At 72.0% G+C, this 26,482-nt stretch carries 24 protein-coding genes; 8 read left to right on the top strand and 16 right to left on the bottom strand.

Annotation, left to right across the window (positions count from 1 at the left end; genetic code table 11):
• Nucleotides 1-82: 82 nt before the first annotated feature.
• The 4 genes from AB0K28_RS19580 to AB0K28_RS19595 all read right to left on the bottom strand — a co-directional run bounded on the left by AB0K28_RS19580 (nucleotide 83) and on the right by AB0K28_RS19595 (nucleotide 5,584).
• Nucleotides 83-1,015, bottom strand: a complete 933-nt coding sequence (locus tag AB0K28_RS19580) for a MazG family protein (RefSeq protein ID WP_364371677.1) — start codon at nucleotides 1,013-1,015, stop codon at nucleotides 83-85.
• 2 nt (nucleotides 1,016-1,017) lie between these two features.
• Nucleotides 1,018-1,611, bottom strand: a complete 594-nt coding sequence (locus AB0K28_RS19585; RefSeq protein WP_364371680.1) for a SurA N-terminal domain-containing protein — start codon at nucleotides 1,609-1,611, stop codon at nucleotides 1,018-1,020.
• Between the two features lie 29 nt (nucleotides 1,612-1,640).
• Nucleotides 1,641-5,129, bottom strand: a complete 3,489-nt coding sequence (gene mfd / locus AB0K28_RS19590) for a transcription-repair coupling factor (protein WP_364371683.1) — start codon at nucleotides 5,127-5,129, stop codon at nucleotides 1,641-1,643.
• Between the two features lie 92 nt (nucleotides 5,130-5,221).
• Complete coding sequence (locus AB0K28_RS19595; protein ID WP_345390253.1) at nucleotides 5,222-5,584, bottom strand: signal peptidase I; 363 nt, start codon at nucleotides 5,582-5,584, stop codon at nucleotides 5,222-5,224.
• A gap of 62 nt (nucleotides 5,585-5,646) precedes the next feature.
• On the opposite strand from AB0K28_RS19595, the gene AB0K28_RS19600 reads away from it, so the two are divergent.
• Entirely contained in the window at nucleotides 5,647-6,366 is a 720-nt protein-coding gene (locus tag AB0K28_RS19600; protein WP_345390256.1) for a methyltransferase domain-containing protein, read from the top strand.
• A 63-nt stretch (nucleotides 6,367-6,429) separates the two neighbouring features.
• Complete coding sequence (gene cysC, locus AB0K28_RS19605; RefSeq protein WP_364371685.1) at nucleotides 6,430-7,653, top strand: adenylyl-sulfate kinase; 1,224 nt, start codon at nucleotides 6,430-6,432, stop codon at nucleotides 7,651-7,653.
• Between the two features lie 6 nt (nucleotides 7,654-7,659).
• Here cysC and AB0K28_RS19610 read toward each other — a convergent pair whose 3' ends face one another.
• The gene (locus AB0K28_RS19610; RefSeq protein ID WP_345390259.1) at nucleotides 7,660-8,694 is read right to left on the bottom strand and encodes a hypothetical protein; all 1,035 of its coding nucleotides are present in this window, start codon (nucleotides 8,692-8,694) and stop codon (nucleotides 7,660-7,662) included.
• Nucleotides 8,695-9,038: 344 nt separating this feature from the next.
• On the opposite strand from AB0K28_RS19610, the gene AB0K28_RS19615 reads away from it, so the two are divergent.
• From AB0K28_RS19615 to AB0K28_RS19640, 6 genes are read left to right on the top strand one after another with little or no spacing between them, the layout of a single operon-like run.
• A complete protein-coding gene (locus AB0K28_RS19615; protein ID WP_364371688.1) occupies nucleotides 9,039-10,334 on the top strand; it encodes a Wzz/FepE/Etk N-terminal domain-containing protein in 1,296 nt (431 codons plus the stop codon).
• Entirely contained in the window at nucleotides 10,331-11,617 is a 1,287-nt protein-coding gene (locus tag AB0K28_RS19620; protein WP_364371691.1) for a hypothetical protein, read from the top strand. The genes AB0K28_RS19615 and AB0K28_RS19620 overlap by 4 nt, the downstream gene beginning before the upstream one ends.
• Complete coding sequence (locus tag AB0K28_RS19625) at nucleotides 11,614-12,510, top strand: hypothetical protein (protein WP_364371694.1); 897 nt, start codon at nucleotides 11,614-11,616, stop codon at nucleotides 12,508-12,510. The genes AB0K28_RS19620 and AB0K28_RS19625 overlap by 4 nt, the downstream gene beginning before the upstream one ends.
• A complete protein-coding gene (locus AB0K28_RS19630) occupies nucleotides 12,507-13,361 on the top strand; it encodes a sulfotransferase domain-containing protein (protein ID WP_364371697.1) in 855 nt (284 codons plus the stop codon). The genes AB0K28_RS19625 and AB0K28_RS19630 overlap by 4 nt, the downstream gene beginning before the upstream one ends.
• Nucleotides 13,349-14,605 (top strand): polysaccharide biosynthesis C-terminal domain-containing protein, encoded by a 1,257-nt coding sequence (locus AB0K28_RS19635; RefSeq protein WP_364371700.1) that lies wholly within the window; start codon nucleotides 13,349-13,351, stop codon nucleotides 14,603-14,605. Before AB0K28_RS19630 ends, AB0K28_RS19635 begins: the two co-directional genes overlap by 13 nt.
• Nucleotides 14,602-15,483, top strand: a complete 882-nt coding sequence (locus AB0K28_RS19640; protein ID WP_364371703.1) for a sulfotransferase — start codon at nucleotides 14,602-14,604, stop codon at nucleotides 15,481-15,483. The genes AB0K28_RS19635 and AB0K28_RS19640 overlap by 4 nt, the downstream gene beginning before the upstream one ends.
• On the opposite strand, the gene AB0K28_RS19645 is transcribed toward AB0K28_RS19640, so the two are convergent.
• The 11 genes from AB0K28_RS19645 to glmU form a co-directional block, all read right to left on the bottom strand.
• Nucleotides 15,473-16,288, bottom strand: a complete 816-nt coding sequence (locus tag AB0K28_RS19645) for a WecB/TagA/CpsF family glycosyltransferase (protein ID WP_364371706.1) — start codon at nucleotides 16,286-16,288, stop codon at nucleotides 15,473-15,475. The two genes, AB0K28_RS19640 and AB0K28_RS19645, sit on opposite strands and share 11 nt — an antisense overlap.
• Nucleotides 16,285-17,187, bottom strand: coding sequence for a glycosyltransferase family A protein (locus tag AB0K28_RS19650; protein WP_364371709.1), 903 nt, complete (start codon nucleotides 17,185-17,187; stop codon nucleotides 16,285-16,287). The genes AB0K28_RS19645 and AB0K28_RS19650 overlap by 4 nt, the downstream gene beginning before the upstream one ends.
• Nucleotides 17,184-18,074, bottom strand: coding sequence for a sulfotransferase (locus tag AB0K28_RS19655; RefSeq protein ID WP_345390283.1), 891 nt, complete (start codon nucleotides 18,072-18,074; stop codon nucleotides 17,184-17,186). Before AB0K28_RS19655 ends, AB0K28_RS19650 begins: the two co-directional genes overlap by 4 nt.
• A gap of 87 nt (nucleotides 18,075-18,161) precedes the next feature.
• Nucleotides 18,162-19,427 carry a sulfate adenylyltransferase subunit CysN gene (cysN, locus tag AB0K28_RS19660; RefSeq protein ID WP_364371712.1) on the bottom strand — a complete coding sequence of 422 codons (1,266 nt, stop codon included), beginning with the start codon at nucleotides 19,425-19,427 and terminating at the stop codon, nucleotides 18,162-18,164.
• Nucleotides 19,427-20,341, bottom strand: coding sequence for a sulfate adenylyltransferase subunit CysD (gene cysD, locus AB0K28_RS19665; protein WP_364371715.1), 915 nt, complete (start codon nucleotides 20,339-20,341; stop codon nucleotides 19,427-19,429). The genes cysN and cysD overlap by 1 nt, the downstream gene beginning before the upstream one ends.
• 19 nt (nucleotides 20,342-20,360) lie before the next feature.
• On the bottom strand, nucleotides 20,361-21,140 hold the full coding sequence (locus AB0K28_RS19670; RefSeq protein WP_345390289.1) for a 3'(2'),5'-bisphosphate nucleotidase CysQ: 780 nt from the start codon (nucleotides 21,138-21,140) through the stop codon (nucleotides 20,361-20,363).
• On the bottom strand, nucleotides 21,140-22,579 hold the full coding sequence (locus AB0K28_RS19675) for a sugar transferase (protein ID WP_364371718.1): 1,440 nt from the start codon (nucleotides 22,577-22,579) through the stop codon (nucleotides 21,140-21,142). The genes AB0K28_RS19670 and AB0K28_RS19675 overlap by 1 nt, the downstream gene beginning before the upstream one ends.
• A gap of 108 nt (nucleotides 22,580-22,687) precedes the next feature.
• Complete coding sequence (gene pth, locus AB0K28_RS19680) at nucleotides 22,688-23,272, bottom strand: aminoacyl-tRNA hydrolase (protein ID WP_345390295.1); 585 nt, start codon at nucleotides 23,270-23,272, stop codon at nucleotides 22,688-22,690.
• Nucleotides 23,273-23,339: 67 nt separating this feature from the next.
• Nucleotides 23,340-23,951, bottom strand: a complete 612-nt coding sequence (locus tag AB0K28_RS19685; RefSeq protein ID WP_345390298.1) for a 50S ribosomal protein L25/general stress protein Ctc — start codon at nucleotides 23,949-23,951, stop codon at nucleotides 23,340-23,342.
• A 102-nt stretch (nucleotides 23,952-24,053) separates the two neighbouring features.
• On the bottom strand, nucleotides 24,054-25,031 hold the full coding sequence (locus AB0K28_RS19690; RefSeq protein WP_364371723.1) for a ribose-phosphate diphosphokinase: 978 nt from the start codon (nucleotides 25,029-25,031) through the stop codon (nucleotides 24,054-24,056).
• Nucleotides 25,028-26,476 (bottom strand): bifunctional UDP-N-acetylglucosamine diphosphorylase/glucosamine-1-phosphate N-acetyltransferase GlmU, encoded by a 1,449-nt coding sequence (gene glmU, locus AB0K28_RS19695; protein ID WP_364371726.1) that lies wholly within the window; start codon nucleotides 26,474-26,476, stop codon nucleotides 25,028-25,030. The genes AB0K28_RS19690 and glmU overlap by 4 nt, the downstream gene beginning before the upstream one ends.
• Between the last annotated feature and the right edge of the window lie 6 nt (nucleotides 26,477-26,482).

Genomic DNA, 26,482 nt, shown 5'->3' on the forward strand with positions numbered 1-26,482 from the left:
CTCCTAAATCGAAAGGTGATATGCCATCAGAGCCTATCGGTACGGCTGCCCCGCGCAGGCTTCCAGGTCACGGCCGCCCAGCTCAGCCCGACGACTCCCAGGCCCGCACCCGGTCGCGGTACGCCCGCGCCGCGCTCCGCAGCTCCGCCTCGGCGTCCAGGCCCGCCTCGGCCGCCCGCCTGACGAGGTCGAACAGCTCCCTGGCCACCCCCTGGCCGACCGCCGCCGACAGCGACTCGGGCGCGCCCGCCCGCTCGGCCCTGCGCACCAGCTGGGCCGCGAGCGACAGGGCGGGCTGCCCCATCGGCACCCCGTCGAGCACCGACTCGGTGCCCTTGGCCGCTCGCTCGGCCGCCTTGATCGCCTCCCAGTTGGCGTTGACCTCGTCGGCGCTCTCGGCGCGTACGGACCCGAACACGTGCGGGTGCCGCCTGACCAGCTTCTCCACGATGCCGGCCGCCACGTCGTCGATGTCGAAGTCGCCCGCCACCCGCGCGTGGAAGACCACCTGCAGCAGCAGGTCGCCCAGCTCCTCGCGCAGCGCCGGATAGTCGCCCTGCTCGATCGTCTCGAGCACCTCGTACGCCTCTTCGAGCAGGTACGGCACCAGCGACTCGTGCGTCTGCTTGCGATCCCACGGGCACTCGGTGCGCAGCCGGTCCATCACCGCCACCAGGTCGAGCACCCGCGCGCCCGGCAGGTCGTAGGAGCCGGGCACCACCTCGATGACCGGCGGCTCGTCGAGCGAGAGCGCGGCGTGGCCGACGGCCCGCATGAAGTCCTCGCCGTCGTGCTCGGCCAGCCACACCACGGTCTCGGCGGCGGCCCGCCGCGCGAGCGCCGCCGGGTCGGGCTCGACGACCTCGGCCTCGATGCCGGCGTCGGCGAGATAGGGCAGGTGCGGGTGGTCGGCCGCGCCGGTCAGCACCGGGCCGGAGCGCAGCGCCTGCCACGCCTGATGGCTCAGCAGGCCCGGCGCGACCCTGGGCGAGGTGGTGACGACGATCAGCGGCACGGTCAGCCCTGCGCCTGGGGCGCCTGCTGGGTGGCCTTGCCGAACCTGCCGGTGTCGACGAACAGCGCCGGGTTCTCCTGCGAGCGCTGCTGGTTGAGCTGGCCGTAGCGCGGGTTGAAGACCGGCTTGATGGAGTTGAACTCCTGCAGCAGCTTCTCCTGCCCGGTCTGGCCGAACTGCTGCTGCAGCTTCGACAGGCCCACCATGGCCCGGCCGTAGTCGCGGGCGTCGGTCGGCGCGACGGCGTTGGCCAGCAGGTTGATCTCGGCGGACTGGTACTGGCCGGGCTCCTTGAGCACGGCGTCCACCTCGCTCTCGCTGACCCGCACGTTGTGGCGGGCCATGAGCTGCTTGGACACGGCCACGTTGACCAGCCGCTGCAGCACGGCCTGGGTCGCCGGCACGCCGAGCGCGGACTCGTCCAGCTGGGCGCGCTTGAGCGCGGCCACGTAGGCCTGGGTGTCATCGCTGAGCTTGTTCATGGAGATGCGCTCGTTGCCCACCACGGCCGCGGCTCCGGCCTGCATGGGCGAGGAGCAGGCGGACAGTGCCACGGCGGCCGCCGCGGCGGCCACAGCCACTCGTATCGACTTCACGTACGTCCCTTCCGACCAGAAAACCGCCGCTAGCTTACCCGGGCGGGTTCGAGGAACATGGCCTCGACCAGGTCACCACACCATTTGAGCAGGTCGAGATCGCGCAGCGGCTGCCCGCCCAGCGGTTTGGTCTTGGGCACCGGCACCAGCAGCGTCTCCGCGGCCTGCTTGTATATCGCCTTCTTGTAGAGCCGGTCGAGCCGCACCTGCTGCGACTCCTTGAGCCTCGCGGGGCCGAACTTGATGTTCTGGCCCTGCAGCGTGACGTCGGTGAGCCCGGCCGCGCGCGCCCTGATGCGGAACCGCGCGACCTCCAGCAGGTTCTCGACCTCCGCCGGCGGCTTGCCGTAGCGGTCGGTCAGCTCGGCGCGCACCTCGTCGATGTCGATCGGGGCGGCGATGGCCGCGATGCGCTTGTACGCCTCCAGCCGCAGCCGCTCCGAGGTGACGTAGTCGTGCGGGATGTGGGCGTTGATCGGCAGCTCGACCTTGACGTCCTGCTGCTCCTCCTGCACCTCGGCGCCCGACAGCTTGGCCTTCTGCTCCTGCACGGCCTCGGCCATCAGGCGGACGTACAGGTCGAAGCCGACTCCCGCGATGAAGCCCGACTGCTCGGCGCCCAGCACGTTGCCGGCGCCGCGGATCTCCAGGTCCTTCATGGCGACGTACATGCCGGCGCCCATCTCGGTGTGCTGCGAGATCGTGGCCAGCCGCTCGTGGGCGGTCTCGGTCAGCGGCTTCTCCGGCGGGTAGAGGAAGTAGGCGTAGCCGCGCTCCCTGCCCCGCCCGACGCGCCCGCGCAGCTGGTGGAGCTGCGACAGGCCGTAGTTGTCCGCCCTGTCCACGATCAGCGTGTTGGCGTTGGGCACGTCGAGACCCGACTCGACGATCGTGGTGGAGACGAGCAGGTCGTACTCGCGCTCCCAGAACCCGACCATGATCTTCTCGAGCTGGTGCTCGTTCATCTGCCCGTGCGCCACCGCGATGCGCGCCTCGGGGACCAGCTCGCGCAGCCGCGCGGCGACCCGGTTGATCGAGGCCACCCGGTTGTGCACGAAGAAGATCTGGCCGTCGCGCATCAGCTCGCGCCGGATCGCCGCGGCGATCTGCTTCTCCTCGTACGGCCCCACGAACGTGAGGATCGGGTGCCGCTCCTCCGGCGGGGTGAGGATCGTGGACATCTCGCGGATGCCGGTCAGCCCCATCTCCAGCGTGCGCGGGATCGGCGTGGCGGACATCGCCAGCACGTCGACCTGGGTGCGCAGGTGCTTCATCGCCTCTTTGTGCTCGACGCCGAAGCGCTGCTCCTCGTCGATGATGATGAGCCCGAGGTCCTTGAACCTGACCTCGGGGCTGAGCAGCCGGTGGGTGCCGATGACCACGTCGACGGCGCCGGTCCTGAGCCCGTCGAGGGTGCCCTTGACCTCGCCGTCGGTCTGGAAGCGGGAGATCGGCTTGATCGTGACGGGGAAGCTGGAGAAGCGTTCGGCGAAGGTGGACATGTGCTGCTGCACCAGCAGCGTCGTCGGCACCAGCACCGCGACCTGCTTGCCGTCCTGGACGGCCTTGAACGCCGCGCGCACCGCGATCTCGGTCTTGCCGTAGCCGACGTCGCCGCAGATCAGCCGGTCCATCGGGACGCCGCGCTCCATGTCGCGCTTGACCTCGTCGATGGCTTCGAGCTGGTCGCCCGTCTCGGCGTACGGGAAGGCGTCCTCCATCTCGCGCTGCCACGGCGTGTCGGCGCCGAACGCGTGGCCCGGCGAGGCCATGCGGGCGGAGTAGAGCCTGATCAGCTCGCCGGCGATCTCCTTGACCGCCTTCTTCGCCCGCGACTTGGCCTTGGCCCAGTCGGCGCCGCCCATGCGGTTGAGCGTGGGCGCCTCGCCGCCGACGTAGCGGGTGACCTCGTCGAGCTGGTCGGTGGGGACGTAGAGGCGGTCGCCCTTGGCGTATTCGATGACCAGGTATTCGCGGGTGGCGCCCTGGACCGTGCGCTGCACCATCTCGACGTAGCGGCCGACGCCGTGCTGCTCGTGCACGACGTGGTCGCCGACCTTGAGCTGGAGCGGGTCGACCATGTTGCGGCGGCGGGAGGGCAGGCGCCGCATGTCCTTGGTGGACGCCTTCTGGCCGACCAGGTCGAGGTGGGTGAGGACGGCGAGCCCCGGGGTGATGAAGCCGTGCTCGATGAGGCCGGTCGAGACGTGGACGACCTTCGGCTCCGGCGCCTTGTCGAGGTAGCGCCGCAGCCTGGCCGGGACGTCGACGCCCTTGAGCAGCTCGACCATGCGCTCGGCCGGGCCGTGACCCTCGCTGAGCAGCACCACGGCCTTGTCGTCGGCCAGCCAGCTCTTGATGTCGGCCAGCGCCTTGGCGGTGTCGCCGCGGTAGGCCTCGGAGTCGTGGGCGTCGAGCTCGACGCCCGAGCCGAACGGCGCCATCGACCACCACGGCTGGCCGAGCGCGTCGGCGTGCTCGCGGATCTCCTCCAGCGAGCGGAACGCGGCCGCGCCGAGATCGATCGGGGCCTCGCCGCCGGCCGCCGCGTTGATCCAGGAGGCTTCGAGGAACTCCTGCGAGGTGCGTACGAGCTCCTCCGCCCGCCCCCTGATCCGCTCGGGATCGCACACGAACACCGCGGACCTGACGGGCAGGTGGTCGAGCAGCAGGTCCATCTCCCCGGCCAGCACGGGCGCGAACGCCTCCATGCCCTCGACGGGGGTGCCGTCGGCGAGCTGGTCGAGCACCTCGGCCAGCGCCGGATGTTCCTCGGCCAGCTCCCGCGCCCTGGCCCGCACCTGGCCGGTGAGCAGCAGCTCACGGCACGGCGGCGCGAACAGCCCCTCCTCGGCCGCCTCCAGCGAACGCTGGTCGGCCACCTTGAACCAGCGGATCTCCTCGACCGTGTCGCCCCAGAACTCCAGCCGCAGCGGATGCTCCTCGGTGGGCGGGAACACGTCGAGCAGCCCGCCGCGCACGGCCACCTCGCCGCGCCGCTCCACCATGTCGACCCGGTGGTAGCCGTTGTCGACCAGGTTGCGCACCACCTCGTCGAGGTCGGCCTCGTCACCGGCCCGCAACCTGATGGGCTCAAGGTCGCCGAGCCCCTTCACGATGGGCTGCAGCAACGCGCGCACCGGCGCGACGACCACGCTGAGCGGCCCGGCGGCGGCGTCGCCCTTGACCGGGTGCGCCAGCCTGCGCAGCACCGCGAGCCGCTGGCCCACGGTGTCGCTGCGCGGCGAGAGCCGCTCGTGCGGCAGCGTCTCCCACGCCGGGAACACCGCCACCGACGCGGGCTCGACCAGGCTGGTGAGCGCGGCCGCCAGATCTTCCGCCTCGCGCCCCGTGGCGGTCACCGCGAGCACGGTGCGCTGGTCGTGCCCGGCCAGCGCGGCCACCCCGAAGGGCCGCAGCGCGGACGGCGCGATCAGCGCCACATCGCCGCCCTCTTCGAGAGCGGCGGTCAGCTTCGGGTCGGCGCGAACAAGGTCAAGTAGCCCGGAAAGACTCATCAGATACGCCCACAGCCCCACGACGGCAACACGACTACCCCCGGCCGGGTCAGGTCGCGGGGGTTCGTGACAAGCCTACTCGCCGTGAAAGCTCAGCCGACGCGGTAACCAGGCACGGAGGGCCAGCGTACGGTGAGGACCGTGGACGGCGCCTCCGCCCGCCACGAGTGGCCGACGCCCTTGCCCCACACCACATAGTCGCCCGGCTCGGCCAGCAGCACGCTGCGGCCGGGCAGCTCGACCCGGAACCTGCCGTTGATGAGCACCAGCAGCGCGGTGCGCACCTCGCCCTCGACCCAGACGGCCCGCTCCTCACCGGCCTCGTGCACACCCCACTTGATCTCGACGTCCTCGCTGTGTCTTGGGTCACCCGGGGGTTTGAAGTGACCGAGCAGCCATCCCCGGTCGAGGGCCGCGTCCACGCCCGCGTTCCCCACGTAAACCTCATCGCTCACGGGCCAGGACGCTAGCAGGGAAATGCCTAACTGATCCCACTCGGTTGATTACTGTAGGTGACATGTCTGAGGTGCGATCGGTCGCCCAGAGAGGCGACCTCTTCGGTCAGCGGCTCCGCGAGCACTGCGCCGGGCAGCCGATCCGGCGGCTCGACGTCCTGGTCGCCGGGTGCGCCCACGACGAGCCGCTGGTGCTCGACCACATCGAGACCAGGGCCATGGGAGCCGACGAGGACCTGCCCGCGGTCAGGAGGGTGGTGGAGGAGCGGGCCGACCTGGTCTCCTACTCACTCGGCGACCTGCGCTCGGTGCCGCTGCCGCCGCGCGGCTTCGACGTGATCCAGCTGTCGTTCCTGCTGGAGCGCGTACGCCACGCGGAGCTGGTCTTCGACCGGCTGCTGCAGTCGCTGCGGCCCGGCGGGCTGGTGCTGCTGCGGGTCCGCGACCGCCGCTCGGCCTACGGCCTGCTCGACCGCATCACGCCGGGCTGGCTGCGCCGGGTGCTGTGGCGGGCCGTCGTCCGTCCCGGCACGCCAGGGCCGCTGCCCGCCGTGTACGAGCCGCTCGCCTCCAGCGACGGCCTGCACGCGTTCTGCCTGAGCAGGGGCCTGATGATCACCGACGACGAGCGCACGACCAGCGGGCCCGCGCGCGCCCGCCGGCCGGGAGCCGCCGCGGTGGCGCTGGTGTCCAAGCTGACCAGCGGCCGCTACCCCGCCTCCCACGACGAGATCACCATGGTGATCAGAAAGCCCCAGCACCACTTCGCCCGCCTCATCTGACGGTCGTGACAGGTGCCGGGGAACGGCACACTGGTAGCGACCGTGCACACTCGAACAGTTGGGATGCAGATCGTGGAGTGGACCCCCGACCCGCGCGAGCTGGCCGACCTGGAGCTCCTGTTGTCGGGCGCGTACGAGCCTCTGACGGGGTTCCTGGGCCACGACGACCTGCACACCGTGCACGAGCGCGGCACGCTGGCCGACGGCACCCCGTGGCCCGCGCCCGTGACCCTCCACGTCCACGCCGACCTGTCCCCCGGCGACGAGGTCACCCTCCTCGATCCCGAGGGGCTGCCGCTGGCGGCGCTCACCGTGACCGGCCACGAGCCCGACGGGCTGACCTCGGGCCCGGTCAAGGCGCTCGGCACGCCCGAGCACGGCCCGTTCTCCCGGCTGCGGCGCACGCCGGCCCAGGTCAAGGAGGAGCTCGGCGGGCGGCCCGCGCTGGCCGTCACGATGCGGGGGCCGCTCGACGACCTGTCGGAGGTGGCGGCCACCGCCAAGGAGCTCGACGCGGTGATCCTGCTGCTGCCGCTCGCGTACGGCGAGGCCGGCCCCGGTGTCGTGCGCGCCGCGCTGCGCGCCAAGGAGCAGTTGCCCGCGGGCACGCTCGTCGTCCCGGTGCCGCTGGCGCCGCGCGACGAGCCGGAGATCGACCTGGAGCTGCGCGAACACGTCGCCGCCTCCTACGGCGCCGCCGAGCACCTCGCGGGCCCCGACCCCGTGCGCATCCCAGGCCCGCCCCACCGCCGCGGCCTGGTCGTCTTCTTCACCGGCCTGTCGGGCTCGGGCAAGTCCACGATCGCCCGCGGCCTGCGCGACGCGCTGCTGGAGCTGGGCAGCCGCACGGTCACCTACCTCGACGGCGACGTCGTGCGGCAGCTGCTGTCGAAGGGCCTGACGTTCTCCAAGGCCGACCGCGACCTCAACATCCGCCGCATCGGCTTCGTCGCCGCAGAGGCGGCCCGGCACGGCGGCCTGGCCATCTGCGCGCCGATCGCCCCCTATGCGGCGACCCGCGACGAGGTGCGGGAGATGGTCGAGTCGGTGGGCGCCGACTTCCTGCTCGTCCACGTCGCCACGCCGCTGGAGGAGTGTGAGCGGCGCGACCGCAAGGGCCTCTACGCCAAGGCCCGCGCCGGCCTGATCCCCGAGTTCACCGGCGTCTCCGACCCCTACGAGGAGCCCGACGACGCCGACCTGGTGATCGACACCACCCACCTGTCGATCGACGCGGCCGTCTCGCGCGTGCTCGACACGGTCAAGAGCGGCGGCTGGGTGCGCTGAGCGCTCTCAGGGCCGGGGCACGGGCGTCGAGCGGAAGTAGGGGTCGCGTGCCAGGCGGGTGAACGCCTTGTCGGCGCTGCCGTCGGAGTCGAAGCTGGTGTCGCCGCGCGGCGCCTGCGGCGAGTCGAAGTAGAGCAGCGCCTTGATCTGCGGGTAGCGCTTGATCTGGCGCAGCACGGTCTCGTAGAACGTGCGCTTGAACGAGCGGTCGTACGAGCGCTCGAACACGCCCCACTCCGCCACCATGACGGGCTTGCCGGGGAAGCGGGCCTGCATCCACCGATAGAAGCCCGACCATTCCGGATATTCCTTGCGGGTCTTGTTGACGAGGCCGTCGAAGTCCTGCACCCGGTCGTCGGCGTATGGGTCCATCGCCACCCAGTCGACCACGTCGTCACCCGGGTAGAGGTCTTCGAACCACGGCTTGGCCGCCCAGTTGGGCGCCCCCATGTACGTCATGACCACCACCGCGTTGCGCACGCCCTGCTGCCGCAGCCGCAGCACGACGTGGCGGAACATGGCGGCGTAGTCGGTGGCCTGCATGCCGGAGCCCGATCGGGCGTCGACGTCGTTCTCCGGCTCGTGGTGCAGGGTGAGGAAGAACCGCTCGGGGAACGTGCGTCTGATGTGGGCGGCCAGCCGGTCGATCCTGCGGTCGAGCCGGCCCGCGGCGATCTGCGCCCAGGTGTGGTCGAACGACGGCTTCCAGTTGACCATGAGCAGCCGCGGCCTCGCGGGGTCGCGCGCCAGCCTGACCTCAGCGGGCGTGGGGAACAGCTCGCGCTCGCGGTGATAGACGTGCAGCACGTCGGCCGCCGCGCCCATGCGCAGCTCGGCGCCGTGCAGCGCCTGCTCGATCGGCACCCCGGTGAACACCTCGGGCGCCATGCCCCACCAGGCGCCGCACGACGGGATCAGCTTGGAGGTGGCCGTGCAGGCGGGCGAGCCCGCCGCCTGCTTGGCCGCGGGGGCTTGAACCGGCGCCGGGACGGGCGAGCCCGCGGCGGTGGAGCAGGCGGCCAGCGCCGCCGCCAAAGCCACCAGAGTGCCGCCGGACGTTGCTTGTCGTGATATTCCCCGTAGCTGCAAAGTCTTCCAACCCCTTCGTCGAACGACTCCCGGCTCTCACACCTGAACCTTGCCATGTCATTCCTGGAACTTCAGCCAGTGTGAGAGTCTGCCCAGCTCGTGGCGGGTAAAGGCCCACTCCTTAAATACCGAAATATCGCCTTTTCGCGGCATTTCTTCGGCGGGTTATCCAGGAAAAATCTTGAAGTATTGAACCGGGGTGATCACCCTCCGCCCTATAGTGGGCGCACCACTTCGGCGGTGACGCGATGGCGCCAGGCGGCCACGCAACGTACACACTCAGGAGACCATCCCCCATGAGCTCCGGCACCGACCTGGACGCCCACCTCTCGCTGCTGCGCAGGCGGTGGCTGGCCCTCGTGGGCTGCGTCGTCGTCGGCGGCACGGCCGCGCTGGCGCTGCTGCGGCTCGTCCCCGCCGCCTACACCGCCACCACGCACGTGCTCGTCCAGCCGCTCGGCATCGGCGAACCGGCCAACCAGGTGACCGGCCGCCAGCGCGAGGCGCTCAACCTCGACACCGAGGCCCAGGTCGCCCAGTCGGCGGTGGTCGCCGCGCGGGCCGCCCGCACGCTGGGCGTCGACGCCGTCGAGCCGGTCGAGGTGGCCGTGCCGCCCAACTCCTCGGTGCTGCTGCTGTCGGTGACCGCCGCCGACCCCGACGGCGCGGCGGCGCGCTCTGCCGCGTACGCCGAGGCGTACCTCGCCAACCGCCGCGAGAGCGCGCTGACCGCCATGGCCAAGCAGCAGGAGGCGGTGCTGAGCAAGCTCAAGCACGTCAACGCCGGCATCGACCGGGTGATCAAGCAGGTCGCCGCGCTGCCCAAGGGCAGCCCCGAGCACACGATCGCCGTCCAGCGCCAGGGCGTGCTCAACCGGCAGGCCGCCGGCCTGGCCGTCAGGTACGACGCCCTGCGCACGGTCGCCGTCATCCCCGGCTCGATCATCAGCCAGCCAGTGCCGCCCGCCGCGCCCAGCTCCCCCAGCCTGCCCCTCTTCCTCGGCACCGGTCTCATGCTCGGCCTGCTGGCCGGCTCGGCCGCCGCCTACGCCCGCGACCGCCTCGACACCCGCCTGCGCACGCCCGCCGACGTCGAAAGGCTCACCGGCCTGCCCGTGCTCGGCGACCTGTCAGGCCCGCGCGAGCACGGCGTGCTGCACGACCTGGCGAGCGCGCTCGTCGCCGCCTGCCCCGGCAAGCGGCTGCTGGTCAGGTCGCTGCCCGCCGACCTCTACGCCTCCTCGCTCGCCGAGCCGCTGGCCGTGAGCGCGCCGCTGGTCGTGCTCGACGGCTCCGACGTCCGCGACCTGTCCAGGGCCGACGCCGCCGTGCTGCTCCTGGGGCTGGGCCAGGTCACCTCGGACGACGTGGTGGCGGCCACGCGCCGGCTGGCCCGCCACGAGGTGCCGGTCATCGGCGTCGTGACCGCCACCGACGCCGTCCCCTCGTTCGTGCCGCTGCTGGAGCCGCATCCGCCCGCCTCGCTCGGCAAGCTCGTCGCGACCGGCGAACTGCGGCTCGCCCAGAGCCCGCAGGAGGAGACGAGCCCCCTGCACGCGCTGCACCAGCGGCGGCCGGGCCGGCCGACGTGATCGGACCCGCGTGGCCCATCGCGGCGCTGCTGGTCGGCTACCCGCTCTGGTGGGCGCTCGGGTTCGGCGGGCTGGCGGTCGTGGTGCTGGCCGTGCCCATGGCGGTGCTGCTGTGGCGGCGGCGGCCGGTCAAGGTGCCGCGCGGGTTCGGGCTGTGGCTGCTGCTCCTCGCCGGCTACCTGATCAGCGGCCTGATGCTGGGCGAGTCGCCGCCGGGCACGTACGGCGAGTTCGGGGCGGGCCGGCTGATCGGCTACGGCATGCGGCTCGCGCTCTACTGCGCGGTCCTCGTCATGGTGCTCTACCTCGGCAACCTCACCGAGCGCGAGCTGCCGCAGCTCCGCCTGGTCCGGATGCTGGGGGTGCTGTTCGTCACCACCGTCGCGGGCGGGCTGCTCGGCCTGCTCCACCCCGGATTCGAGTTCACCTCGCCGGTCGAGCTGCTGCTGCCCGAGTGGATCAGCGAGAACCCGTTCGTGCGCAACCTCATCCACCCGACGGCCGCGCAGACCCAGAAGGTGCTCGGGTTCTCGCTGCCCAGGCCGGAGGCGCCGTACGAGTGGGCCAACGCCTGGGGCAGCAACGCGTCGGTGCTGCTGGTGTGGTTCGTGGTCGGCTGGTGGGTGTACGGGCGGGCGCGGCACAAGGTCTTCGTGGCCGTCGTGGTGGCGCTGGCGGCCGTGCCGATCGTCTACTCGCTCAACAGGGGCCTGTGGATCGGGCTCGGGCTGGCCGTGCTCTACCTGATCGTACGGGTGGGCGGGCGCACCAGGGCGGCGCTGTGCGCGGCGGTCGCGGCCGGGGCGCTGGCGTTCCTGCTCAGCCCGCTCGCGCCGCTGTTCGCCCAGCGGCTCGACCGTCCCCACTCCAACGACATCAGGGCCTTCACGGTGAGCGCGACCCTCGCCGCCGCCACCCACTCCCCCGTGATCGGCTACGGCAACACCCGCAACGCCACGGGCAACCACCGCTCGATCACCACCGGCAAGACCGGCTGGTGCCGCACCTGCGGGCACCCGCCGCTCGGCAGCGACGGGCAGCTCTGGCTGCTCGTCATCACGCAGGGGTTCACGGGGGCCGCACTCTACGTGGCGTTCTTCCTCGGCGCGATCCGCCGCCACTGGCGCGACCGCAGCCCGATCGGGCTCGGCGGGGTGCTCGTGATGGGGTTCGTGCTGCTCTACATGTTCGTCTACGACGGGCTCGTCACGCCGCTCAGCCTCTATCTCATCTCGTTCGCCCTGCTGTGGCGGAACGCGCAACCGGCCGGGGGAACGTCATGAGCGACGCCGCGGTGCGGCTCGGGTATCTCGCCGAGACCGTACGCCTGCTGTTTCCGGGCTCGGGCTCGCCCCGCCCGTACACCGTGCTGCCGCACCCCGCCGTGCCGCGCAGGCTGGCGCCGCGCCGCTGGTGGCACCTCGGGTCGCGGGTGGAGGTGCCGGTCGAGGGGTCGATCGCGGCCCACCTGAGCGAGGTGTTCGGGCGCCCGGTCGAGACCGTGCTCCACGTACGTCCCGCGCGCCGCGCCAACCGCAAGCCCATCCTGGAGGCCCGCGCGGACGGCCGGCGACTGGCGTTCGTCAAGATCGGCGACACCGACCGCGCCCGCCGGCTCGTCGCCGCCGAGGCCGCGGCCCTGCGCAGGCTGGCCGTGCTCCCCTTGCGCACGGTCACCGTGCCCGAGGTGCTGCACCACGGCGACTGGCGCGGGCTGTCCGTGCTCGCCCTGTCGCCGCTGCCGGTGCGCCGCGGCCGGGTGCCGGCGCCGCTGCTGCTCGATGCGGTCAAGGAGATCGCCGCCACCGGCGGGAACCGCCCGGCCTGGCACGGCGACCTCGCCCCCTGGAACCTGTGCCGGGGCCCCGGCGGGCGGCTGCTGGTCTGGGACTGGGAGCGCTACGAGACCGGCGTCCCGCTCGGCTTCGACCTGCTGCACCACTTCTTCCACCGGGCCCTGCGCGGAATGCGCCCGCCGGTCGCGGCCAGAGCCTGCGTCGCCCAGTCCGTACGCCTGCTCGCCCCCCTGGGCCTGTCGGGGGCCACGGCCAAGCGAACGGCGCTGCGTTACCTCATCGCGCTGGCCGACCGGCACGCCGCCGACGGTCACACGCCGCTCGGCCCGCCGCAGTCATGGCTCAACCCGGCCGTCGATCACGAGGAGTTGCTCCCATGAGGACGACGAAGCGCTCGGTCCTGTCGCTGTCGCGGGTCACCGGACGAGTCACCTCGGGTGCCCGCGTCCTGCCGTCGTTCCTGATCGTGGGCGCGCAGCGGTGCGGCACGACCTCGCTCTACCGGGCCCTGGCCCAGCATCCGCTGCTGCTCAAACCCGTGCTGCACAAGGGCGTCCACTACTTCGACGTGGCCTACTCGCGCGGCATGCCCTGGTACCAGGGGCACTTCCCGCTGCGGGTGGGCGCCGCGCTGCTCACCCACCGGTACGGCCACCGCCCCCAGGCGTACGAATCCTCCCCCTACTACCTGTTCCACCCCCTGGCCGGCCAGCGCATCGCCGCCGACCTGCCGGGCGTCAAGCTGATCGTGCTCGTCCGCGACCCCGTCGAACGCGCCTGCTCCGCCCACGCCCACGAGCTGGCCAGGGGCTTCGAGACGGAGTCCCACTTCGAGCACGCGCTGGAGCTGGAGGAGGGGCGGCTGGCGGGCGCCGAGGAGCGGCTGCGCGCCTCGCCGCACGCGCTGCACCACTCCCACCGCCACCACGCCTACCTGGCCAGGGGCCGCTACGCCGACCAGCTCGACCGGCTTGAGCCGCTGTTCGGCCGCGACCGCATGCTCGTGCTCGACAGCCACCGCTTCTTCGCCGAACCCGAGACCGCCTACGACCGGGTGCTGGAGTTCCTCGGCCTGCCGCACCTCGGCTATCCCGTCTTCGAGCGGTACAACCGGCGTTCGCTGCCGCGCCCGGTGCCCCGCGCGCTGGCGGCGAGGCTGCGCGACCACTTCGAGCCCTACGACGCGCGGCTCGTCCGCTGGCTGGACGGTGAGCCCTCGTGGCGGCAGTGATCGTCCGCAGGGGCCTCGCGGGGCTGTCCGGCGCGGCCTTCGGCGCGGTGGCGCAGGTCGTGCTCGTGATCGTGGTGACCAGGACCTACCCGGCGGCCGAGGCCGGCGCGTTCTTCACCGCGACCGCGCTGGCGCTGATGGCCGCCGGCATCGCCAAGCTCGACGCCGGCAACGGGCTCATCTACTTCATCGCCCGCGCCAGGTCCTACGACTATCGCGGCATCTCCGGCTACATCAGGGCCGCCGTGCTGCCCTGCCTGGTCGTGGCGGTGGCGGCCGGGATCATGCTGTTCCCCCGGCTCGGGCCCGCCGCCGGGCTGCTGCCCGTGATCGTGGCCGCCGACGTGCTGCTCGCCGCCGGGCGCGGGTTCGGGTCCGTACGGCCCACCGTGCTGCTCGACGGGCTGCTCGTGCCCGGGGGGCAGCTCGTGCTGGTGTCCGCCGCCGCGCTCGCCGGGGCCGGTGGCTGGTGGCTGCTGCCGGCGTGGGCGGCGCCGTACGTGCCGGTGCTGGTCGTCGCGGCCCTCTGGCTGCGCAGGCGGGTGGAGTGGACTCCATACCTGCCGGGGACGGCGCGCGACCTGTGGCGGCACACCGCGCCGCGCTCGCTCGCGGGTGCCATCCAGGCGGTCTTCCAGCGGGTGGACATCGTGATCGTGGCGCTGCTCGCCGGGCCCGCGCCTGCCGCCGTCTACACCGCCGCGACCCGGGTCAAGGTCGTCGGGCAGCTCGCCAACCAGGGGCTGGCGCAGGCCGTACAGGCGGGGCTGGTCAGGGCGCTGGCCGACGGCGAGCGGGAGCGGGCGCGCGAGCTGTACCAGGCCGCCACCGCGTGGCTCGTGGTGCTCACCTGGCCGCTCTGGCTCGCGTACGCGGGGCTCGCGCCGTGGCTGCTGCGCGTGTTCGGCCCCGCGTACGGCGCCGCCGCCCCCATCGCGCTCGTCCTGGCCGCCACGATGATGGTGGCGACCGCCTGCGGCATGGTGGACGTCGTGCTGACCGCCGCGGGCCACACCGGCGTCAGCCTGCTCAACCTGCTGGCCGCCATCGCCTGCACGGTGCTGCTCGATCTGGCGCTCATCCCGGCGTACGGGGCGCTCGGCGCGGTCGCCGGCTGGTCTGGCGGCATGCTGGTGAAGAACCTGCTGCCGCTGTGGCAGCTGCACCGCCGCTACGGGCTGCACCCGTTCGGCCGGCACACCCTGCCCGCGCTGCGCGGCTCGCTGCCGCGGCGGTCCGCATGACCGTGCTGGTAACCGGGCTGCCGCGCAGCGGCACGAGCTGGACCGGCCGGATGCTGGCCGCCAGCGGCGAGCTGATCTACGTCAACGAGCCGCTCAACCCCCAGCACCCGCCGGGCCGCTGTCCCGGCGTGCTCGCCGCTCAGGTGACGCACCGGTTCCAGTACATCTGCGACTCCAACTCCGCCTCCTGGCTGCCCGCCTTCCGCGACACGGCGGCGCTGCGCTACCGGTGGCTGGCCGAGCTGCGCGCCAACCACTCCCCCTACGACCTGGCCCGGCTGGTGCGCTACGGCACCGCGTTCGCGTTCGGGCGGCTCACCGGGCGGCGGGCGCTGCTGGACGACCCGTTCGCGGTGCTGAGCGCGGGGTGGTTCGCGCGGCGGCTGGGGTGCCGGGTGATCGCTGTCGTCCGTGATCCGGTGTCGTTCGTGGCGAGCTGGCAGCGGCTCGGCTGGTCCGTCTCCCTGGACGAGCTGCTCACCCAGCCGCTGCTCGTCCGCGACCATCCCGAGGTGCTGGAGCTGCGGGCGCTCGCCGGCTCGCCGGACCGGGTGGCCACGGCGGCGGCGCTGTGGCGGGTCACGACGGGCGTCCTGCGCCGCACTCCGGGCATCCTGGTCGTCTCGTACGAGTCGCTCGCCGCCGACCCGGTGCCCGGTTTCCGTGAGCTGTACGCGTACGCGAAGTTGCGCTGGTCCTCCGCCGCCGAGCGCCGCATCACCCGGGCCTGCACCGGCGACGGGCGGGCGGCGGCCTTCGCCTGGTCGGGGCTGTCGCGCACGGCCTACCGCCGCATGGACCCCCGCCTCGCCCTGGCGAACCCGGCCCGCGGCCTCTCCTCCGAAGACGTCGAGCGCGTCCGCGCGCTCACCCGGTGAGGCGGTGGGTCAGCCTCTTCGCCAGGCAGTCACCGAGCAGGCGGGCCGCGAACGGCAGGTCGTCCACGAGGTAGCGGCGCGCCAGCCGTCCCGGCTCGCTGACCAGCCGGTACGCCCACTCCAGCCCCGCCTGCCGCAGCCAGCCCGGCGCCCTGGCCACGGTGCCGGCGGCGAACGCGATGGCCGCGCCGCAGCCGACGTACCAGGCTTCGGGCAGTTCCCGCCGTAACTCGGTGATGAGGAGGTCCTGGCGGGGGAACCCGAGCCCGACGAACACCAGCCGCGGCGCCGCCGCCACCACCTTCCCCATGACCCTCGCCACCCCGCCGGGTGTGCCGTCGAACCCGTACGGCGGCGCGTGCGCCCCGCTCACCCGCAGGCCGGGGCAGGCGTCGGCGAGCCGGTCCGCTGCCCGGTGCACCACCCCGGGCGAGCCGCCGCCCAGCAGGTACACCGGCCAGCCCCGCTCGGCGGCCAGCCCGCTGAGCGACCAGATGAGGTCGGCCCCGGTGACGCGCTCGGGCAGCGGGGTGCCGAGCAGCCTGGCCGCCCACACCAGCGGCATGCCGTCGGCGACGACCAGATCGGCCGACCGGATGAGGGCCCGTAGTGCGGGGTTCGCGGCGGCGGCGCGGCAGATGTCCACGTTCGGGGTGACGATGCGCCCGCCCCGGCCTGCCCCCAGCGCCGTCCCCACCCGCTGGAGGACCTCCTCCTCGCGTACGGCGTCCACCTCGACGCCGCCGACCCGCACCCGCCCCGGCGTCGCCGGAGAGGGTGGTGCGGCCGTGATCGGCGCGGTCAAATGCCGTGCCCTCGCCGGTGCAGCGCCGCCAGCACCGCGGAGGCGGGGACGAGCCCGGCCGCCACCGCGGCGGCGATCGCGCCGCGCGGCTCCAGCGGGCGGGTGGTGACGGTGCGGGCGGCCCACCGCAGGGCCGCCCGCCGCTGCCCCAGCGCCGCGTGGCTGAAGGCCAGCTGGCCGTAGACCCGTGCCGCGCCGCACGGGTCCACGGCCAGTTCGGGGTGCCGGGCGAGCATCCACTCCAGCCCGGCAATGCGGTCGGCCCAGCGGGCCGCGTAGTGGGACCTCGCCCAGCGCACCAGCACAAGCGGCCGGTCGACGTGGACGAGCGGCCGCCGCTTGGCGGCGCGCAGGGCCAGGTCCCAGTCCTCGTTCTGTCCTGAGGGCGCGCTCTCGTCGGGCCGCAGCGCGCCGCGCCGGAAGAGGAACGTCGACGAATGCACCATCATCATGCGCGACCGGGTGAGGTCGGCCGCGGTCACCGTGTCGGTGCCGGCCAGCCGGGCGACCCGCCGCCGCCCGTGCTCCACCTCGATCCCGCAGCTCGCGAACTCGCCCCCGGCCCGCGTCAGCGCCTCCACCTGCGCCGCGAGCTTGCCCGGCCGCCACACGTCATCGTCGTCACAGAACGCGACCAGCTCGGTCTCACAGGCATCGATCCCGGTGTTCCGCGCCCCGGGCAGCCCCGATGTCCGCCGGTTCCCCAGTACCCGTGACGGCAACCCCCGCAACGACCGCCCCGCCTGAAGCGGGAGCGTTGAGTCGCCGTCGGTGACCACCACGACGTCGAGGGGGCCGGTGTACTGCTGGGCCAGCACCGCCTCCACGGCCTCGCGCAGCTCGGTGGGGCGGTCGCCGCGGGTGGGGATGATGACGCCGATCGAGGGGAGGCGGGTCATGCGGCCCCGCCGCCGTAGCCGTAGCGGGTGCGGAGGGGCCAGGTGAGCGCGTCGACCAGGCGGCGGTCGCGGCCGGGCAGGGCCGAGCGCCAGGAGTCGTCGCGGCGCAGCTCGACCTGCCCGACCCGGAACCGCATGGGGTTGCCCGAGGCCGTGTGGGAGGCGGTGAGCCAGGCGGTGCGGCCGTCGAGGAAGCCGGGCTCGGACAGGCCGAGCCGCCCGGCCAGCGACGTCAGGGCGGGGCCGGGGTCGGCGAGCAGGTCTTCGTACCGGATCCTGGTGACGCGTGCACCGCGCCGGGCGAGCAGCTCGATCGCGGCGTTCTGTGCCGACCAGTGCACGGCGGTGCGGGCGGGGCTCCACCGGGTCATCGGCCGCCCGTCCTCGGGCCGGTGGACGGTCCTGCTCCAGGAGTGGGCGACGGCGCGCGGGTCGCGTACGACGTGCACGACGTGGACGTCGGCTCCGCCGGCGACGAGGCAGCAGGCCAGTGAGGCGTGCTTGCTGGAGTCGATGACGACAGGAGCGTCGGCGGCGGAGTAGAGCCGCAGGTAGGCCCGGGTGTACTCGGCCAGGTCGGGATGGCCGATGCGGGGGATCCTGCGGGTGCGGTCGATGCGCCCGCGCAGGGCCAGCACGCGCTCGGCGAGCGGACGGGTCCACCCGCCGAAGGCCCGCTCCCCCACCCGCCGCCAGAAGGGGCAGGCGGGGAAGGCGGTGCCGCACCCGCACGGCTCACCGGCGAGCACCCCGCGCTCCCACAGATGCACCACTTCGCCGAGCGCCACCACCCCGGGCAGCTCACCGAGGAGCCGCTCAATCAGGGTGGTGCCGCTGCGGCCGAGGCCGCCCAGGTAGACGACCCTGGGAGTAGCGCGATCTGTCACGGAAGGCAGGGCTTTCGCATCGATGAATACCGAACGCGACGACCCTACAACCCACGGTAATCGTCAGGTCAAGGAACAGAAAAAGATCTACCTGGCCGAGTCGATGATCATGCCGGCGCCGACGGTGCTGTTGGTGGCCTCGTCGACCAGGATGAACCCGCCGGTCAGCCGGTTGCGCGCGTAGTCGTCGACGAACAGCGGCTGGGTGACCCGCAGCGAGACGCGGCCGATCTCGTTGAGCGCGAGCGCGGTCGCCTCCTCGTCGCGGTGCAGCGTGTTGACGTCGAGCCGGTAGTGCAGGTCGCGTACGAGCGCCCTGGCGGTCCTGGTGGTGTGCTTGATGGTCAGCTTGGAACGCGGTGTCAGCTTCACCCCGTCGGCCATCCAGCAGACCATCGCCTCCAGCTCCTGCGCCGACTGCGGCTGGTTGTTGGGCCTGGCGATCATGTCGCCGCGCGAGATGTCGAGGTCGTCCTCGAAGCGCAGCGTCACCGACATGGGCGGGAACGCCTCCTCCACCGGCCCGTCGAAGGTGTCGATCGAGGCGATGCGGGTGGTCAGGCCCGACGGCAGGTGCACGACCTCGTCGCCGGGCTTGAGCACGCCGCCCGCCACCTGGCCCGCGTAGCCGCGGTAGTCGTGGAAGGCGGGGTCGGTGGCCCGCTGCGGCCTGATGACGTACTGCACGGGGAAGCGCACGTCGGTCAGGTTGCGGTCGGACGCGATGTGCACGTTCTCCAGGTGGTGCAGCAGCGACGTGCCGAGGTACCAGGGCATGTTCTCCGACCGTGACACGACGTTGTCGCCGTTGAGCGCCGAGATCGGGATGAACGTCAGGTCGGTGACGTTGAGCTTGGAGGCGAACGCGGTGAACTCCTCGCGGATCTCCTCGAAACGCTCCTGGGAGTAGTCGACGAGGTCCATCTTGTTGACCGCGAGCACGAGGTGCGGCACCCGCAGCAGCGAGGTCAGGAACGCGTGCCGCCGCGACTGCTCCAGCACGCCCTTGCGCGCGTCGATGAGGATGATGGCGAGGTCGGCGGTGGAGGCGCCGGTCACCATGTTCCGGGTGTATTGGATGTGCCCCGGCGTGTCGGCGATGATGAACTTCCTGCGCGGGGTCGCGAAATACCGGTACGCCACGTCGATCGTGATGCCCTGCTCCCGCTCGGCCCGCAGGCCGTCGGTCAGCAGCGACAGATCGGTGTATTCGGTGCCCCGGTCGCGCGAGGTCCGCTCGACCGCCTCGAGCTGGTCCTCGAAGATCGCCTTGGAGTCGTACAGCAGGCGCCCGATGAGGGTGGACTTGCCGTCATCGACGCTTCCTGCGGTGGCAAAGCGCAGAATGTCCATCAGAAGTAGCCCTCTCGCTTGCGGTCCTCCATGGCGGCCTCGGATGAGCGGTCGTCGGCCCTGGTGGCCCCCCGCTCGGTGATCCTGGTGGCCGCGATCTCCTCGATGATCGCCTCGACCGTCGTGGCCGTGGACTGCACGGCGCCCGTGCAGGTCATGTCGCCCACGGTGCGGTAGCGCACCACCGCCTCGAACAGCGGCTCGTCCTCGCCGCGCTGCACCACCTCGGAGTCGGGCAGCAGCATGCCGTCGCGCTCGAACACCTTGCGGGTGTGGGAGAAGTAGATGGACGGGATCTCGATGCCCTCGCTCCGGATGTAGTCCCAGATGTCCAGCTCGGTCCAGTTGGACAGCGGGAAGACCCGGATGTGCTCGCCCTTGCGGATGCGGGAGTTGTAGAGGTTCCACAACTCGGGCCGCTGGTTCTTCGGGTCCCACTGGCCGAAGTCGTCGCGGAAGGAGAACACCCGCTCCTTGGCCCGCGCCTTCTCCTCGTCGCGCCTGGCGCCGCCGAAGACCGCGTCGAACTCGTGCTCCTCGATCGCGTCGAGCAGCGTCGTGGTCTGCAGCCGGTTGCGCGAGGCGCGCCGGCCGGTGTCCTCGACGACGCGGCCCTGGTCGATGGAGTCCTGGACGCTGGCGACGATCAGCCGGGCGCCCAGCTCGGCCGAGCGCCGGTCGCGGAACTCGATGACCTCGTCGAAGTTGTGCCCGGTGTCGACGTGCATGAGCGGGAACGGGATCGGCGCGGGCCAGAACGCCTTCTCCGCGATGCGGAGCATGACGATCGAGTCTTTACCCCCGGAGAAGAGCAGACACGGACGCTCGAACTCGGCGGCCACCTCGCGCATGATGTGGATGGCCTCGGCCTCGAGCACGTCGAGCTGCGACGTCGTGTAGTCGCGCTGCAGCATGGAAGCTTCCTCCGGCGGGTCAGCGGTGCAGGTCGCGGATGCCGGCGAGCAGGGATGCCGCCAGCTCTGGTAGGGAAACCAGGATATCCGGTAGGGACGGGTCGGCTTGGTTGTAGGTCAGCTCGGAGCCGTCGATGCGGCTGGCGTGGGCCCCCGCGGCCAGCGCGACGGCGACCGGCGCGGCGGAGTCCCACTCGTATTGGCCGCCCGCGTGGACGTACGCCTCGACCTCGCCGGTCAGCACCGCGGAGATCTTGGCCCCGGCCGAGCCGATCGGCACGAGGTCGGCGCCGACGAGGTAGGCCAGCTTCTGGACGAACTCGGGCGGCCTGCTGCGGCTCACCGCGATGCGGAAGCGGCCCTTGTCGTAGGTGGGCAGCTTCGGCGGGTCGGCGGTCGTCAGCGTGCGGCCCTGGGACGGCAGCGCCACGGCGCCGGCGGTGAGCCGCCCGCGCTCCCACAGCGCCACGTGGACCGCCCAGTCGGCGCGCCCCTCGCCTTCGGGGGTCTGCTCGGAGAACTCGCGGGTGCCGTCGAGCGGATCGACGATCCACACCCGGTCGGCGCTCAGCCTGCGCGGGTCGAGCCGCTCCTCGCGGGTGGCCTCCTCCGACAGCACGCTGTCGCTGGGCCGCAGCCGGGCCAGGCACTCCATGAGATGGAGGTGGGAGGACCTGTCGCCCTCGGCGCGCAGCGCGGCGGGGTCGGAGTAGCCCACCCGCTCGCGCACCCGCAGCAGCCGCTCTCCTGCCTCGGTCGCCAGGTCTGCGGCGAGGGCGTGGTCGTCGCGAATCGTCATCAATATGCTCCTTGCCCGCGGGCGACGGCCGACCAAGTCTTCCACAGGATCTGGAGGTCCAACATGAGGGACCAGTTCTCTACATAGCGCAGGTCGAGACGGACAGATTCCTCCCACGATAGGTCAGATCGGCCACTGACCTGCCACAGCCCGGTCAGCCCAGGGCGTACGAGGAGTCGTCTGCGCACGTCGTCACCGTAGCGCGCCACCTCTTCAGGCAGCGGCGGCCGTGGGCCGACGAGCGACATGTGCCCGAACACGACGTTGATGAGCTGAGGCAGCTCGTCGAGTGAATGGCGGCGCATGAACGCGCCCAGCGGCGTGACCCGCGGGTCGTTCCTGAGCTTGAACAGCACGCCGTCGCGGTCGCTGACGAGAGTGACCTTCTGCTGCTCGGAACCGCGCCGCATCGTACGGAACTTCACGATCGTGAACAGCCTCCCGTCCCTGCCCACCCGGGTCTGCCGGAACAGCGCCGGGCCCGGGCTCGTCGCGCGTACGGCCACCGCCAGCCCGGCCAGCAGCGGCGCGAGCAGCACCAGCAGCGCGAGCGCCACCAGGCGGTCGAAGACGTTCTTGACCAGCTGCCGGGCACCGGCCAGCTCGGGGTGCTCGACGTGCAGCAACGGCATCCCGGCGACCGGCCTGATCATGGTACGCGGCCCCGCGACGTCCATCAGCGCCGGGGCCACCACCAGCTCGGTGAGCGTGCGCTCCAGCCGCCAGGCCAGCCGGCGCAGCGCCTGCCCGTCCATCTCGGGGCAGGCCAGCACGGCCACGGTGTCGGCGTCGTGCTGCTCGACCGCGAGCGGCACGTCGCTGAGGTCGCCGGCCACGGCCACGTCGGCGACGCGCTGCCCGTGGTGCCCGCCGGGCAGGCAGGCGGCGACGACCTGCATGCCGTGGTGGCGCTCTCTGCGGAAGAGCCGGACCAGCTCGACGACGGAGGCGGCGTGGCCGACGGCGACCACGCGGCGCATGCACGCGCCGGCCGCCCTGCGACGGTGCAGGTTGCGGCGCAGCGCGTAGCGTGCGGCGAGGGTGAGCAGGGTGACCAGGGGCAGCGCCAGCACGACGTAGCCGCGGGCGACGTCGGTCTTGGTGACGTAGGAGCCGATGGCGGTGGCGGCGGTCAGCGCCACGCCGGCCTGGACGACCCGGCGGAACTCCTCGGGACCGTCGCCGAGCATGCGCGGCTCGTACGCCCGGTTGAGCGCCACGGCCCCGCACCACACGACCGGCAGCACGAGCGAGACCAGGAGATAGGGAAGGACGTAGGGGGTGGGCCCGCCGAACCTGACGGCGAATGCGGCCCCGGCTCCGAGGCCGGCGCCGCACAAATCGCCCAGCACCGCCCACAACCGATATGTACGCACCCAGGAGCGCGTGCGCGGTGCTGCCTTCCCCCAGCAGCCCCCATGGCCGGTCCTCACAGCCATGAGCCCCTCACCGCGCACGCGTGCCTCCAGGTGACCACTCCTGAACGGACAGTGACCGATCGTAGCCGCGCTACGTCCCCGGAACCGGCGAACGAAGCAATGAGACGATCAGCGAGGAGGGCCGGAAATGTGGAGATCAGCCCGGTGGAAGTCGTTCTGGGTGGCCTCGAGGCCGCGGGTCATCAGCGACTCGACCACGTCGGCGGCCCGGTCGACCAGGAACGGCAGATCCTTGCGCTCCATGGTGGCGAAGTCTCTGAGCACGAAGGAGGCCGGGTCCATGCGGCCGGGCGGACGCCCGATGCCGAAGCGCACCCGCAGGTAGTCGCGGGTGCCGAGGACCTTGGTGATGGACTTGAGCCCGTTGTGGCCGTTGTCGCCGCCGCCCAGCTTGGCGCGCAGCGCGCCGTAGGGCACGTCGAGCTCGTCGTGCACGACGATCAGCCGCTCAGGGCCGATCTTGTAGAAGTCGCAGAGCGCCTTGACGGGCCCGCCGGACAGATTCATGTACGTCAGGGGCTTGGCCAGCACGGCTGCGCGCGTCTCGCACACCTCGGCCCTGCTCTTGTGCGCCTTGAACCGCCCGCCCGCCCTGGCGGCCAGCTCGTCGAGCACCATGAAGCCCGCGTTGTGCCGGTTGCCCGCGTATTCGGGCCCCGGATTGCCCAGTCCGGCGATCAGCCAGCGATCCATGAGAGTCCCCTCACAGCGGAACGGGACGGCTCGAGTCCGGCCGCCCCGTTCACGAATGAACCCGTCGCTACTCGGCGGCGGGAGCCTCCGCGGCCTCGCCCTCGGCGGCCTCGCCCTCGCCTTCACCCTCGGCGGCGGCCTCGACCGGCTTGTTGATGACCTGCAGCACGACGGCCTCGGGGTCGGCGGCGAGCGTGCTGCCCTGCGGGAGCCGCAGCTGCGCGGCGGTGACGACGGTGCCGATCTCCAGGCCCTCGACGTCGACCTCGACGCCGGTGGGGATGTGGGTGGCCTCGGCCTCCACGGCGATGGAGACGAGCTGCTGGTCGAGCAGGCCGTCGGAGTGCACGTCGCCGGCCGTGGTGACCGGGATCTCGACCGTGACCTTCTCGCCGCGGCGGACCAGGAGCAGGTCGACGTGCTCGACGAAGCCCTTGATCGGGTCGCGCTGGACGCCCTTGGGCAGCGCCAGCTCGTCGACGCCGTCACCCTGGAGACGGATCAGCACGTTGGGCGTGCGCAGGGCGAGCAGCACCTCGTGGCCGGGCAGGGTGAGGTGCTTGGGGTCGATGCCGTGCCCGTAGAGAACGGCGGGCACCTTGTCGGCGCGGCGGATCTTGCGAGCGGCGCCCTTGCCGAAGGTGGTGCGCTCTTCGGCGGCGATACGTACTTCAGACACGACATCTCCTAGGGATGTGAGTGTGGACGGCTTGGTCGCGCGCTCTCCCTCACCCGCCCTAGCGGAAGGCGTTACGAGCGCAACCTGTTCAGTCTAAGGGGCTCAGCTGTCTCCCTCGAACAGACTCGTGACCGAGCCGTCCTGGAAGATCTCGGTGATGGCGCGCGCGATCAGCGGCGCGATGGACAGCACGGTGAGCTTGTCGAAGCGGCTCTCCTGCGACAGGGGCAGCGTGTTGGTGACGATGACCTCGGAGATGCGGGAGTTCTTCAGCCGGTCGACGGCCGGGTCGGAGAAGACCGCGTGGGTGGCCGCCACGATGACGTTGGTGGCGCCCTGCTCGTAGAGGGCGTCGGCGGCCTTGCAGATGGTGCCGGCGGTGTCGATCATGTCGTCGATGAGCACGCAGGTGCGCCCGCGCACCTTGCCGACGACCTCGCTGACCTTGACCGAGTTGGCGACGTCGAGGTCGCGCCGCTTGTGGATGAACGCCAGCGGCGTGCCGAGGGTGTCGGCCCAGCGCTCCGACAGGCGCACGCGGCCGGTGTCGGGCGAGACGACCGTGGTGTTGGCGAGGTCGAGCTTGTTCTTGAGGTAGCTCTCCAGCACCGGCATGGCGAACAGGTGGTCGACGGGGCCGTCGAAGAAGCCCTGGATCTGCGAGGTGTGCAGGTCGATCGACATGAGCCGGTCGGCGCCCGCGGTCTTGAACAGGTCGGCGATCAGCCTGGCCGTGATCGGCTCGCGGCCGCGGCCCTTCTTGTCCTGCCTGGAGTAGCCGAAGAACGGCATGACCACGGTGATGCGCTTGGCGGATGCCCGCTTGAGCGCGTCGACCATGATGAGCTGTTCCATGATCCACTTGTTGATGGGCCCGGTGTGGCTCTGGATGACGAAGGCGTCACATCCGCGTACGGACTCCAGATAGCGGGCGTAGATCTCGCCGTTGGCGAAGTCGATGAGTTTGGTGGGGGTAAGGGAGACGCCGACATGCTCGGCGACCTCCTCGGCCAGCTCCGGGTGTGCCCGCCCGGAGAAGAGCATGAGGTTCTTCTCCCCGGGCTGCTTGATGCTGGTCACTCGCTGTTCTCCTGCTCTCGCTCGGCCAGCGCCCGTTGGGCGGCCGCGGCCGACTTCGTGCCCGCGCGCCTGCGCAAGACCCATTTCTCGATGTTGCGCTGCCGCGCTCGTGCAACGCCGATGGCGCCGGGGGGTACGTCGTCGACGATGGTCGAGCCGGCGGCGGTGTAGGCGCCGTCGTGGACCGTCACCGGAGCGACGAGCATGGTGTCACAGCCGACGAATGCGCCGTCGCCCACTGTGGTGTGGTTCTTCTCCACTCCGTCGTAGTTGACGAAGACGGTGGAGGCGCCGATGTTGACGTCGTCGCCGATGGTGGCGTCGCCCGCGTAGGACAGGTGCGGGACCTTGGAGCGTTCGCCGACCTTGGTGTTCTTCATCTCCACGAAGGTGCCCGCCTTGGACCTGTGCCCGAGCACGGTGCCGGGGCGCAGGTAGGCGTAGGGACCGACGTTGGCCTCCGGGCCGATCTCGGCGTGGTCGCAGACGGCGTTGCGCACCACCGCGCCCGCGCCGACGACGGTGGAGGTGAGCGTGGTGGCGGGCCCGACCTCGGCGCCGGCGCCGATGACGGTCTCGCCGTGGAGCTGGGTGCCGGGGTGGACGACGGCGTCGGCCTCGATGCGGACGCCGACGTCGACCCAGGTGCTGTCGGGGTCGATGATCGTGACGCCGGCGCGCATGTGGGCTTCGAGCAGGCGCCGGTTGAGGATCTTGCGGGCGGCGGCGAGCTGCACGCGGTCGTTGACGCCCTCGACCTCGACGTGGTCGGCGGCGACGCACGCGCCCACGCGGTGGCCGTCGCGGCGCAGGATGGACAGGACGTCGGTGAGGTATTCCTCGCCCTGGGCGTTGTCGGTGGAGACGCGCTTGACGGCGTCGGCCAGCAGCAGGCCGTCGAAGGCGTAGATGCCGGAGTTCATCTCCTTGATCGCGCGCTGCTCCGGCGAGGCGTCCTTCTCCTCGACGATCTCCAGCACGGCGCCGCCGTCGTCGCGGATGATCCGGCCGTAGCCGGTCGGGTCGGGCACCTCGGCGGTCAGCACGGTGACGGCGTTGCCCTCGGCGGCGTGCCGGTCGAGCAGCCCCGCCAGGGTCTCGGTGCGCAGCAGGGGCACATCGCCGTAGGTGACGAGGACGGTGCCGGAGATCGTGCCGACCTCTTCGAGCACCGTGCGTACGGCGTGACCGGTGCCGCGCTGCTCACGCTGGACGACGGCGCGCGCGTCGGGGCTGGTGGCGGACAGATGGCCGCCGACTCGTTCGAGCGCGTGGCCGATGACCACGATGAGCCGCTCAGGGTCGAGGTCGCGGGCGGCGCCGAGCATGTGGTCGACCAGCGCGCGGCCGCACAGCTCGTGCAGGACTTTCGGGGTCTGGCTCTTCATCCGGGTGCCCTCGCCGGCGGCGAGGACGATGACGGCTGCCGGGCGCGGCACACTCACGGACTG

Source organism: Nonomuraea sp. NPDC049504, from assembly GCF_040676845.1.
Taxonomy (GTDB): Bacteria; Actinomycetota; Actinomycetes; order Streptosporangiales; family Streptosporangiaceae; genus Nonomuraea; species Nonomuraea salmonea.

What these genes read in the sequence shown, in the direction of transcription:
- mfd (WP_364371683.1), bottom strand. Translation starts at nt 5,129, where the DNA reads ATGAGTCTTTCCGGGCTACTTGACCTTGTTCGCGCCGACCCGAAGCTG.
- AB0K28_RS19600 (WP_345390256.1), top strand. Translation starts at nt 5,647, where the DNA reads ATGTCTGAGGTGCGATCGGTCGCCCAGAGAGGCGACCTCTTCGGTCAG.
- cysC (WP_364371685.1), top strand. Translation starts at nt 6,430, where the DNA reads ATGCAGATCGTGGAGTGGACCCCCGACCCGCGCGAGCTGGCCGACCTG.
- AB0K28_RS19615 (WP_364371688.1), top strand. Translation starts at nt 9,039, where the DNA reads ATGAGCTCCGGCACCGACCTGGACGCCCACCTCTCGCTGCTGCGCAGG.
- AB0K28_RS19625 (WP_364371694.1), top strand. Translation starts at nt 11,614, where the DNA reads ATGAGCGACGCCGCGGTGCGGCTCGGGTATCTCGCCGAGACCGTACGC.
- AB0K28_RS19630 (WP_364371697.1), top strand. Translation starts at nt 12,507, where the DNA reads ATGAGGACGACGAAGCGCTCGGTCCTGTCGCTGTCGCGGGTCACCGGA.
- AB0K28_RS19640 (WP_364371703.1), top strand. Translation starts at nt 14,602, where the DNA reads ATGACCGTGCTGGTAACCGGGCTGCCGCGCAGCGGCACGAGCTGGACC.
- AB0K28_RS19650 (WP_364371709.1), bottom strand. Translation starts at nt 17,187, where the DNA reads ATGACCCGCCTCCCCTCGATCGGCGTCATCATCCCCACCCGCGGCGAC.
- cysN (WP_364371712.1), bottom strand. Translation starts at nt 19,427, where the DNA reads ATGGACATTCTGCGCTTTGCCACCGCAGGAAGCGTCGATGACGGCAAG.
- cysD (WP_364371715.1), bottom strand. Translation starts at nt 20,341, where the DNA reads ATGCTGCAGCGCGACTACACGACGTCGCAGCTCGACGTGCTCGAGGCC.
- AB0K28_RS19670 (WP_345390289.1), bottom strand. Translation starts at nt 21,140, where the DNA reads ATGACGATTCGCGACGACCACGCCCTCGCCGCAGACCTGGCGACCGAG.
- AB0K28_RS19675 (WP_364371718.1), bottom strand. Translation starts at nt 22,579, where the DNA reads ATGGCTGTGAGGACCGGCCATGGGGGCTGCTGGGGGAAGGCAGCACCG.
- pth (WP_345390295.1), bottom strand. Translation starts at nt 23,272, where the DNA reads ATGGATCGCTGGCTGATCGCCGGACTGGGCAATCCGGGGCCCGAATAC.